Origin of the sequence: Sulfitobacter dubius (assembly GCF_900113435.1) — a bacterium.
GTDB classification, from domain to species: domain Bacteria; phylum Pseudomonadota; class Alphaproteobacteria; order Rhodobacterales; family Rhodobacteraceae; genus Sulfitobacter; species Sulfitobacter dubius.
In genome coordinates this window covers 1-10,407 of record NZ_FOPG01000013.1, presented here as the reverse complement: position 1 = coordinate 10,407, position 10,407 = coordinate 1, and the positions used below count along the sequence as shown (strand labels likewise).

Here is a 10,407-nt window from a genome sequence, read left to right as displayed (position 1 = left end):
CCCCCGCGCGACGTCTGGCCGACGCTTTGCCGCCGCACATCGAGGCGCGGATCGACCAGCTTGTATCCAGCGCGGCAACGCGGATCGATATCAATACGAGCAAGGTTCATGATGCAGTTTCACAAGAAACGAAGAACTCTTATCGCGCGGCGCTGCGTTATCATCTCAAGTTGCTACCGTATTGCCCGACCGATCCCGATACAGCGTATGACAGGCCCGTCTCCGACCTTCAGACCGCCAATGATGTAGACGCATTATTTGCGCCCGAACATATCTCGGCGACGATCCGCGCTACGGAAGATCGCGAGCATCTTCCATCGGCGGTCCAGGCCGATTCCGCTCTAACCTACTACAAGACAATCCGCATGATCCTCGAGAGAAATGCCGAGGCCTTCGACGCAGCTGACGTGGCCGACATCAAATTGCGGATAAAATCGAGTGAATACTTCAAAGATGCTGGTCGCGACGAAATGCCCGAGCATATTCAGGCCTGGTGTCGGGACCTCGTGAAAAATCCGGAAAAAGAGCGAAGGTTTCACAATCTGCATCGCATCTTTCGCGTCAAGGCTGAAGAGGTCATGAAAAATGCGCTGGACCAAAATGGCGTTTTCGACGCGGATCGTCTCAGTGCTCAAGACCGCCCCCGCGTAATCCGCCTCGGGGTATGCGCCGCAGTCTGCGCCATCATGCTGACCGGCAGACCGCTGCGCTTGCGCAATGCAATTTGGCTGCGCCACCGCGGGCGTCGGGCAAATATCAATCCACGGGCAGGTTGGGAGTTTTTCATTCCAGCCGAGGAAGCCAAGGCCGGCGTGAAGATCCCGGAGATGACCCCTCGTGTGAATCGCCAGGGTCCAGCGGTATTAGACTGGTATCTCAAATCGATCCGGCCGCTGATCGATTCAAAGAACGAAAGCATCTACCTCTTTCCGTCAATTCGGGTGCCCGGCGGGCGCCTTCATCCGTCAACTTTTCGCCAGTGGTTTCAGTCGGCGGCCAATGATGCAGGTGTGCCGATGACCTTCCACCGCTTCCGCCACGGGTTCGCCAGTATTCTGGTCCGTATGGGAGAATCCATGCGGAACATTGCCGATATGCTTGCTAACTCCGAGGCGGTTTGCAGCAAACGCTACGCGTTCCTTGATCCCGACAGCAGCGCCAAGATTGCACAAGACGCGATGGAAGAAGCTGCTGCCGTAGCGGAGCGCACGATCCGGAAAAGGAGCAAAAAATGACGCGTCGCATCCAAGCCATTCTCCGCGCGCCACACATGAGGGGCGTTGCCCATTTGCCTGGCATTGCGAATGCCACCGCGGTCGAGCTTGAGGCGCTGGAACCGTTTATAGGGTTCTGCGCGCATCACCGCATCATGGCACCGGCAGTAGCGGACATCCGGGCTTTCTTGTCCTTGGCAATCCCCTCCAAGCCTGCAGACCCCAATGCCGTCGAAATCTGGCAGCTCGATGGGCTCATACAAATCGAAGCTCTAAGCCGAGCCTTACAGGCTCTGGGGTTTAGCCAGGCACTTATCGAAGCCGCTACTGCCGCCGGTGAAGAGTTCCAGCATCGCTCGTCTTACCGGACCCACAACCACGGGATACGCCGCACTTATCGACGCACGGTCTCCGTCCCCGTCAGTGAACTGCCACTGGATTGGCAACAGACCTTACGCAAATTGCGGCGCGATCAGACCTACGCCCTATCCATCATAGAGCGCATGGAACGACGCCTTGGCATGTTCGCTTGGTCGGCGGACCAATCAGGAATGCCGATAGATATTGAGAGCGCTGAAGCCGAGTGCGCACTTTACGATGACCTGATTGACCGCTCCACTGCAAAGGCCATCGAGAACGGTGAAGACCCGGCCGAGGCACAGCCGAGATGGGCATATCTACGTAGCACTGCTGAAGAGTTACGTCGCTTTGCCACGCACCACGGGGCGTCTCATCCCACCTCGGAAAGGTTCGATCGGAATTACCGTGGCTTCACAGGGCTCGAAAGCAGGCAAACACCAATAAAAATGTTCAATGCTCTTCAAGCCCCTACACTGCCCGTAACACTGGCCACAGCACGCATTCATCTCGAAGAGGCCAATGCCACCTCTAACGTTGCCCACCGCCACCAGCGACGCCTGAAAGCTTGCGCTCGCGGCATCACGGTCGCCTGCCCACCGCGCGCGCGTGATGTCGTCGATCGCATGTTATGGGGAAAGGGTGTTTTCTACCACGCAGATACGAACAGCTATGCTTTCAAATACACTCAATCAAAGGTTGGAAAGATGCTGAACGTCAATTTCCAGCCCAGTTTCAACATCTTCTTCAACGCATTATTGCTGGGTGACAACGACCCACGATACCTGCCGCAGTTACGCGATCAAGCTATGACGCAACACCGGCCAATTTTTTTACGCTATGAGGGCGACCCTGTCGCATATGGTTGGTTCGGACGAACTTGGGATGATGCGATTGGATCCTCAAGTCATTTGGCGCGCACATTGTTGCAAACCTTTCTTGCCGATCTGGGAGAGCCGGGCCTGGACTATGGCAAAACCGCTATGGGCCACCGAGGCAATCGCAGCTTTCAAAAATACCGTGACGATCACGCCAGAAAGATTTCTGCTGACGTGGCCGCAGATGCTTTTTCGGCTCGAGCTGAAACCTTTTCCTTAGATGACATAGTGGATTTTTCTTAAACATGAGCGCTTTGACACACGTGACTGACTTCACTCCGCACAACGATCAGAAAACCGATAGCCCTGCGCTGCACATTCAAAGGAGCGTGGTCACATTCCACGACCTTAAAGCCGCTCTCGAAGACGCGGTTCAGCGCGGACAGCCAAGTCCCGTAGATTGGGTGCACAGGACGGTGGATTTCAGAATTTTGGCACATGTTCTCGGCAATCTTGATCATCGTGTAGAAGCGTTCGGAACGCTGTTGCCGGATGAATGGGAGGAGATAGCGCCGGAAATCTGTGAGCGAATTCCGGGCAACCCAAGGAACAATCACATGCGTCTGGTTTTCACGTTCAAACGGGCCATTGGTTTGTTTAGGCCTGACCTTGACCCCTGGTCTGCTTTACAGGTTCTTGCGGACACTGAGATGTCAAAATCATCGGGGTCACTTGGCCGGGTGAGGTGCCGCGCGAAACAAGATGGCCTGAAGCCGATTCAGATCACCAGCGCATGGATCAAACAGCAGCTTGTCGGTGTCGAACCGCAAAACGAGGCGGAAGTCCGCGGCATATTTCTCTTTCTTGTCCGGCTGTCGAAACAACCACAGGTGCAAGCTTCTGGATTTCTGCGGTCGGATTTGACACTGCCAACAACGATGCGGCAGCAAAGGTGCTCAGTAGACCTACCGGACTGGTTACAGGCCATCTACACCAGCAGCGATCGCCAAACCCAGAACGCTCTTGATCGGCTCTGGCGCACTGTCCTGTATCACGACCAAAGCGCACATACTCCAGCCGACTTCTTAGCGCTGATCAATGCAGACCAGCTGAGCCATGATGCCGCGCAAAGCCTGGAGCCTATAAAGCTGAGCACTTGGCGCATCTATATTCAGCGTGCACGTAAGGCTCTGCTGCCCGTCAGCGAGGGTCCTACCTTTATACTGACAGGCTCTTCTGTATCGGAAGCGCAGAATCCACAGCTACTGAAGGGCCAGTGATCAAGAACGAAGAAATCACGTGCAAAATTGCTGGCGATATTCCGTTTTGATAAGTTCTCGTGTGATGCGAAGGTGCACAACATGTCTTAGAACTACTACGTAGTAGGTTTGATCATGAGATCATGCCCTTCTGTCCCCTCCGAACTTGATGCTTGGAAGCTTTCAGCCAGCCGGTTGCAAGCCGTGCGCTGTCTGGACCGGCGCGGTGCGGAGCAGCGCGGCGTTCCAGTGTCTCGTAGAGCATGTCCAAGGCGTATCCCGAATACAGTGTGGATGAGACTTCATGATAATCTTTAACTGGAGGTATCTCGTCACGGCCATCGGCACAAAATAGCTTGGTAAGCCAGCGCGCTTCGAACTCAGGAGCGTCTGAAACAAGGCATCGAGCACCCAAAGCTTTCAAGAATGCCTGGGTTACATCGGCCACCGATGGGGCAGGTTCCAAATTCAGAAAAGGAATATTGTGGACTGCGGCACTCTGGGGTGACCAGTCAGAAAGATCCCAAGCGGCTGCAGGACAGATTAACGAACTCCACGTCTGAACCGCGTCCTTCTCAATCCACGAAAGGCCGATTTCAATCGGCCAGCTAACAGCAGAAAGACTCGAAGCTTCAAAGTCCAAGATGGCGAAATTACTCATGCTGTGTTGTTTCATCTCACGGGATAACCCTTTCAAAAAAAGCATCGGGCCTGAGGGTAAGCGTTCCTTAGTGGATCGATTATGACCGGTCCGCTACTCTTGCACCAGTAATCCGCCCTTCCCATGGCTTCGGACGCTTCAGTCCAGCCCTGTTAGCTCAAGGCACAACAAAAGCATGGCCGCGAAAAGCGGTAGGTTAGTCGACAATCCAATATTGTCACTTGGTGTTTTTTTGACTATATTCCCCATAACTTGGAGCTGCGTGGGTGTCAAATGACTGATTCTGAAGTTTTGGGAGTCTTGCAACGAGATCTCCACCAACCATTTTTAGATTCGCTCAAAGATGCTCTTCACGGAAGATACTCAAAGGCTTACGAGGACGTAGTTCGACCGCCTGGGGGCTTTGTATTGCCTCGCCCAAATTCAGAGTGGGATCCGATTGACCTTCAAGCAGTGCGGAAATTTCGCCGAAGTAATGGTATGCAAGCCCTCATGCAGACCTGCAGTGAGCATAGCGCGCCGATTCAGTTAAAGACACTCGGGTGCAATGGACAGAAAATCGTCGTCGGTCAGATGGGTCAATTACTCATACTGACAGAGCCTATAGATAATCTTTCATCTCGCCCAGAACATGCTGCTTATAAGGCAGACTTGGCGGCTTCACATTTCGCCATTAGACAACTTGAGATGGACCTTGGAGACGGTTGGCGGCAGAGGATTAGTGTGCGGAACACAATGCTTGTAGTCATCCAGCATGGTATGCGGGCGGGTGGCTTGAACCGTCGCGATACAGCACTTGAAATGATGAGGCTCGTGGTTCCTGACGCGTCTTTTAGCTCTTGGCTTCTTCAAGCGAACGTGTTGAACGGCGAACTCAGCGCAATGCTCGATTGGACCAAGACCCTCAGGGAACAAGCCATGCGTCCAACCCAAGAGGATCGGGTTGTGGTAACGCTGAAAAGAAACTTGGGAGAGAAAGATATTGAACGATGAAACGGGTAGAAGGATTTATTGGCGAACGCCTCACCCAAGCTCGTGAGTCACGGGGCCTGACAAAAACTGCCTTGAGCGGCATGTTGGAAATATCCACTAATGCATTGGCTGCGCTCGAAACGGGTGCGTCTCTGCCTCGGCAGGAAACTTTTGAAGCTATTGCTGACAAGACAGCTTTTCCAAGACAGTTTTTTCTGAGGTCCATGCCGCCTCCGATGAGTGGTCCCGTTTTCTGGCGTCGACAAGCATCAGAACCTCTTCGCTCCCAAAACAAGACCTCACAACGCATCGAGTGGGGAGCCGAGGCGTTCGCCGTTTTGTCTGAATATGTTGATTTTCCTGATCTTAATCTTCCCCGTTTGGAACATTGGCCCGAGAACTGGGCATCAGTTTCAAACGAGAAGATCGAAGATCTCGCAGATCATTGCCGGGATATTTGGGGCATTGGATCTTATCCTATTCCCGATATGTGTCTCGCTCTTGAGAACATTGGCATTCCCATACTCGCATTTGAAATCGAGAACGAGAAGCAGTCAGGATATTCTCGCTGGGCTGATCATATCGGACGACCAATTGTCGGCACAAATACGCTTGAGACTTCGGCAGTTCGGATGCGATTCAATCTCGCTCATGAGCTTTATCATGCGTTGGCACACTTCGGTTCGGTCACGGAAAAAGAGGTTCGTCACGCTCAGACCTACCAAGCAATCGAAAAGCAAGCGCATAGGTTCGCCGGGGCACTTCTCTTCCCGCGGGAGGCATTCCTAAAATGTATCCAGTATCCGTCTCTGGAAGAATTTGCCTCTCATAAGCAGGAATGGGGCATCTCAATACTTGCTCAGATTCGACGCGCGCAAGACTTAGGCTTGTGTGACCCTGAATGGGCGCGTGCTTTGAATATCCGCGCTTCTAAGAACGGATATCGTGGGAAGCGTGGAGAACCATTCGACAAGGAGATGCCGCTTGAGATGCCGCGGATGTTTCGACGTGCCGTTGAAGCAATAGAGGCTGGTAGCGAATTGTTACTCGGTCAAGTCCGTCAGCGCCTATCTTTACCCCGCAGTGGCGAGATGGAGATATTTGGTCGTCCCTTGGCTGCATCAGGTTCGAACGTGATCCAATTGAAGCCCATTCAAGAGGGCTAAACCTATTCATCATAGGTGCTGATCTGACTTATTGGGCGAACCCATCGTAGAGCGCCGACTACCCCATCATCCTTGTTTCAAAAAACTGGCGCTGCCAGGGTCGTATCGGTATCCAGAAATCGATCCGTCCTTGATCCTCTCAACCGCCTCCTTGATCACAAAGAGTGGCACAAGAAACCATTCACGCGGCACAACAGGGCGTCCAAACCGATCCATAATCTCAATCTCAAGCCGTGCAGGCTCAAAAACGCGATGAACCAAATTTTCGAGCTTTATGCGATTGATGTTATAAAGTTCGTAGGTCGCCACGATCTCGACATTTGACATTAAGAAAGTAGGCTGAAGATGTGCGCCAGCAATGCGCTTTTCGACGCTCAGGTTGGTGACACCGATCTTATGCACCAGCTCTCGGTTCTCGGTTACAAGCGGATGGTCAGACTTGCTCCGAAGAACGTAGATTGTCCCGCTTGCCTCATCACCGTCGATTGTCTGATCTGAAAACAATGGGCCAGCGGTCGGTTCTGTGATCCGGCGCCCAGCTTCATCCTTATTCAACGCCCGCTGGAGCGATCGCATCAGCATGTTGCTCTCGGTTCCATTGTCAAAGATCACGCGCAAGCGGGCATCAGTGCGCCCTTGGTCAGTGATGATTGTCTCACCCTTTTCTGCGACATAAGCTTTCTGGCCGCTGACGACGAAAAACCGCCCTTTCTCAATCTCGGCCTTCATCTCGAAAGGCCGTGTTTCACGTAGGCCACTGTTTAGCTCGTTTTGCACTTGTTCGAAGAGCGGCTTGAAGGTGTGGAAGTCTTCACACCGATCACGGTTCGCGATGTCTTCCGCCGCCTTTTTTTCAGCAGTTGAGCGAACGTGCTTCAGTTCTGTGATCGGGAGCACATCCACTTCGATGCCCAGCTCAGCCAAAAGCGCATCATCATCAAGATCATCTGTGTCAGTGGGCAACGTTGACACAGGTGCGGTCAGAAGCCCTTGATGGTCTAACGGTTTCGCCAGCTCACGACACTCCTGCACATCACGGATACGGTCCAGCCGCACAGCGTATAGCCGCTCAAAAATGTCCCCGTTTTCGTCATGGTGCGGCTGCCGCCCCTGCTCTTCGGTAAAGCGCTGTATCTCTTCAAAACCGGCGATGATGCGCTCTTCACGCGGCGTGCGACTGATGGCCTTTTTCGTTTCGACTTCGACACCAAGCTCAGCGAGCAGAGCGTCGTCATCCGAGGTAAACTCTTTAACCATTGGCTGCCTCCTGCTTCATGCGGGCAAGGAAGGCGACGCCTTCGGCCATCTTCTTTTCCCACGCATCAGCCGATGTAATCGAAGGCAACCGCCCCCGCTCCTGCTTGAACTTCACAGCCCGGCGCGCCAGATCACGGGCTTCGTCAGGAGAAAGCTGGACTTTCTTGGCCGAGATCACCGCAGCGACCTGCTTGAGGCTTTCCTCGCTCATAGATTTTGCGAGAATGGCATAGGCTTCACCGAACGGGTTGATCCGGTCGATCAGATCAATGTCGAGCTCGCGGACGTCCATGGCAAACTTACGCACGCCATCGATCAGCGCCGTATTGCCGCTTACTTCTGCGTCACCTGCGCTGGAAAGCGCAATCTCTTTGGCTTTCTGGGTAAGGTTCAGCGCGGCCACTGCATGCTGGCGCACAGCCTCTTGATCCTCGGCATCCAGCTCGGGGAACCTGGCCCCGACAATTTTACCCATCCGAACCTGGGTCAGTTCCTCAGGCACCAACTCCTCGTCGAACAGCCCCCGTTCGATGGCTGTTTTGTCCTGCACGAAGGCAGTAATCACCTCGTTCAGGTCCTCATGGCAAATGCGCTGTGCAAATTCGCTTTTGGGTTCAGCGAGGCCCTTGATCTCGATCTGGAACTGGCCGCTCTGCTTGTCAAATCCGACGTTTTCCTTCTTCGTATCATAGCCACCTTCACCATAGTCAAACCCGTCAACCGGACCGCTCTTGACGCTTTTGGCTGTAAAGTTGAATCGCGGGGCAAGAACCTGCTCCATGAGCAAGCTCGCTGCAATAGCCTTCAGCGTGTCATTCACCGCTTCAGTTACAGCAGCCTCGGCCGCATCAGGCTCGGCAATCAGGTTAGTAAAACGGGCGCGTGATTTTCCTTCCGCATCGCGAGTGGCACGGCCGATGATTTGCACAATCTCTGTAAGGCTGGCTCGGTAACCAACCGTTAGCGCATGTTCGCACCAGATCCAGTCAAAGCCTTCCTTGGCCATCCCCAGGGCAATAATGATGTCCACATGATCGCGGTTGTTCTTCTGCGCCGGATCCTTCAGCGCGGCAGTAACCCTGTCGCGCTTTACTGCCTCATCATCCACCAGATCGGCGATCTTCAGCACCCTACCTTCCGAAGTTGTCACGAGCTGAAAGCCCGTCACAGGGTCTGCACCTTGCCAATCACCAAGTGCGTCGATGATGTGTTCGACCTCACGATGTTTATCCTTCGTGCTTTCGCGGGAATTCACGTTCGGAATGTGCAGGATTGTCTTCTCGTTCGGATCGAGCACCTTGAGAATGTCGTCCGCATAGGAACCGGAGTAGAAGAAATACCCGATATCGAGGGTTTTCAGGTGTTTGTAGCCGTTCAGCTGCTCATAGTAGGTGTAGGTGACGGTCTCGAACTTGGCCTCGTTTTCAGGCACAAGGATCGGGGCTGCATCGCCGCGAAAATAGCTGCCGGTCATGGCAACGACATGCACCCGGTCGCGGGTGATAAAATCGTTGAGCTGTTTACCCAGGATGTTGTCTTCGCTGGATGAAACATGGTGGAATTCGTCGACGGCGATCAATCGGTCGTCAAAAGCCTTAATCCCGAATTTCTCCACCGCAAACCGGAATGTGGCATGGGTGCAGACCAATATCTCGTCGCTGCTTTCGAGAAAAGCTCCGACCGACTTGACCTTGCCGCCATCTGTTCCAGGTGAATTGCACAGGTTCCATTTCGGAGCCACCTGCCAGTTTTTCCAGAAACCAAACTTGCTCAATGGTTCATTGCCGAAACTTGCGCCGATGGATTTCTCTGGCACGACGACAACGGCCTGTTTGACTCCCTGATTGTGCAGCTTGTCCAGCGCGATGAACATCAGCGCCCGGCTCTTTCCCGACGCGGGCGGCGACTTGATCAAAAGATATTGTTCGCCCCGCTTCTCATATGCGCGCTCCTGCATCTGGCGCATGCCCATCTCGTTGGACCTGGTCGATGCGCCGTTAGCTTCATATTTGACGGATACGGAGGGGACAGATTTGGTCATTTCGAAATCCTGAAATCGTTCAAATATGTAATGGCCCACGCTGGCGGGCTGGGCCACGTGCGGAAACCCTGTTGATGCCAGGATACACTTGCCGCACCAATCTTGTCGTTCTCTTCCATGAAGTGAACCAAGGCATCATGATCGTAAAGATAGACATCCTCACCATAGATAAAGGCGACGTGGATCCCCTTGCCCTGATATTTGCGATCAATGATCAGTCGGCCTTTCAACTGCACCTTGAGGAAGGTCTCTCCGTCGATATGCACGGCGATGAAATCGGCACCTTGCCAATCATCGGTCAGGCGGATGCTGTTGAAGCCATAATCGGCCAGTCGCGCAGCGATCTTTTGGAAGTTGTAGTTTTCCTTCTGGCGCGAATTCAGATCGCCGTAGGCAATGCGATCAAACATCACACGCTCACCTTGCTGGTCATCTTCGTATACATCTCGAACAGCTTTTCCAGCCGCTCGGTGTCGTTGCGAAAGCGGCGGCCGATGTAGATGCGTTCCAGCACCTCGTCGTTGCGGGCGTGGGCGGCGCGCAGGTTTTCGGGCATGGTGTCGGGATTGTAGAGATCGGCGATGGTGGCGGGGAAATGCGCCTCGCGGGCGAGCAGGATGTCTTCGGCGCTGGTGGTCAGGTCGGCTTTGTTTTTCTCGGTG

10 protein-coding genes are annotated in these 10,407 nt (G+C 53.7%); 5 read left to right on the top strand and 5 right to left on the bottom strand.

All coding sequences use genetic code 11. From position 1 onward, the window contains the following. From BM229_RS17910 to BM229_RS17900, 3 genes are all read left to right on the top strand, one after another. On the top strand, positions 1–1,235 hold a 1,235-nt coding region (locus BM229_RS17910; protein WP_139226321.1), incomplete at its 5' end, for a tyrosine-type recombinase/integrase. Further along, positions 1,232–2,692: a hypothetical protein gene (locus tag BM229_RS17905; protein WP_093929000.1), complete on the top strand. Its 1,461-nt coding sequence runs from the start codon at positions 1,232–1,234 to the stop codon at positions 2,690–2,692. The genes BM229_RS17910 and BM229_RS17905, both read left to right, overlap by 4 nt. A 2-nt stretch (positions 2,693–2,694) precedes the next feature. Beyond that, complete coding sequence (locus BM229_RS17900; protein WP_093928999.1) at positions 2,695–3,669, top strand: hypothetical protein; 975 nt, start codon at positions 2,695–2,697, stop codon at positions 3,667–3,669. Positions 3,670–3,781: 112 nt separating this feature from the next. Here the strand turns inward: BM229_RS17900 and BM229_RS17895 are convergent, their stop codons facing one another. Then, a complete protein-coding gene (locus BM229_RS17895) occupies positions 3,782–4,309 on the bottom strand; it encodes a 3'-5' exonuclease family protein (RefSeq protein WP_244152278.1) in 528 nt (175 codons plus the stop codon). 273 nt (positions 4,310–4,582) lie between these two features. On the opposite strand from BM229_RS17895, the gene BM229_RS17890 reads away from it, so the two are divergent. Both BM229_RS17890 and BM229_RS17885 read left to right on the top strand, forming a co-directional pair. After that, a complete protein-coding gene (locus BM229_RS17890) occupies positions 4,583–5,302 on the top strand; it encodes a hypothetical protein (RefSeq protein ID WP_139226320.1) in 720 nt (239 codons plus the stop codon). Then, a complete protein-coding gene (locus tag BM229_RS17885; protein WP_093928997.1) occupies positions 5,299–6,447 on the top strand; it encodes a helix-turn-helix domain-containing protein in 1,149 nt (382 codons plus the stop codon). The genes BM229_RS17890 and BM229_RS17885 overlap by 4 nt, the downstream gene beginning before the upstream one ends. Before the next feature lie 66 nt (positions 6,448–6,513). Here BM229_RS17885 and BM229_RS17880 read toward each other — a convergent pair whose 3' ends face one another. The 4 genes from BM229_RS17880 to BM229_RS17865 all read right to left on the bottom strand — a co-directional run. Then, positions 6,514–7,704 carry a GIY-YIG nuclease family protein gene (locus BM229_RS17880; protein WP_093928996.1) on the bottom strand — a complete coding sequence of 397 codons (1,191 nt, stop codon included), beginning with the start codon at positions 7,702–7,704 and terminating at the stop codon, positions 6,514–6,516. Further along, the gene (locus BM229_RS17875; RefSeq protein WP_093928995.1) at positions 7,697–9,745 is read right to left on the bottom strand and encodes a DEAD/DEAH box helicase; all 2,049 of its coding nucleotides are present in this window, start codon (positions 9,743–9,745) and stop codon (positions 7,697–7,699) included. Before BM229_RS17875 ends, BM229_RS17880 begins: the two co-directional genes overlap by 8 nt. Continuing rightward, complete coding sequence (locus BM229_RS17870) at positions 9,742–10,155, bottom strand: hypothetical protein (protein ID WP_093928994.1); 414 nt, start codon at positions 10,153–10,155, stop codon at positions 9,742–9,744. The genes BM229_RS17875 and BM229_RS17870 overlap by 4 nt, the downstream gene beginning before the upstream one ends. Then, a partial coding sequence (locus tag BM229_RS17865) for a type IIL restriction-modification enzyme MmeI (RefSeq protein WP_139226319.1) occupies positions 10,155–10,407 on the bottom strand: 253 nt, incomplete at its 5' end. The genes BM229_RS17865 and BM229_RS17870, both read right to left, overlap by 1 nt.

Excerpts from the sequence above, each read along its gene's own strand:
- BM229_RS17905 (WP_093929000.1), top strand. The coding sequence starts at position 1,232 with ATGACGCGTCGCATCCAAGCCATTCTCCGCGCGCCACACATGAGGGGC.
- BM229_RS17875 (WP_093928995.1), bottom strand. The coding sequence starts at position 9,745 with ATGACCAAATCTGTCCCCTCCGTATCCGTCAAATATGAAGCTAACGGC.
- BM229_RS17870 (WP_093928994.1), bottom strand. The coding sequence starts at position 10,155 with ATGTTTGATCGCATTGCCTACGGCGATCTGAATTCGCGCCAGAAGGAA.
- BM229_RS17900 (WP_093928999.1), top strand. The coding sequence starts at position 2,695 with ATGAGCGCTTTGACACACGTGACTGACTTCACTCCGCACAACGATCAG.
- BM229_RS17880 (WP_093928996.1), bottom strand. The coding sequence starts at position 7,704 with ATGGTTAAAGAGTTTACCTCGGATGACGACGCTCTGCTCGCTGAGCTT.
- BM229_RS17895 (WP_244152278.1), bottom strand. The coding sequence starts at position 4,309 with ATGAGTAATTTCGCCATCTTGGACTTTGAAGCTTCGAGTCTTTCTGCT.
- BM229_RS17885 (WP_093928997.1), top strand. The coding sequence starts at position 5,299 with ATGAAACGGGTAGAAGGATTTATTGGCGAACGCCTCACCCAAGCTCGT.
- BM229_RS17890 (WP_139226320.1), top strand. The coding sequence starts at position 4,583 with ATGACTGATTCTGAAGTTTTGGGAGTCTTGCAACGAGATCTCCACCAA.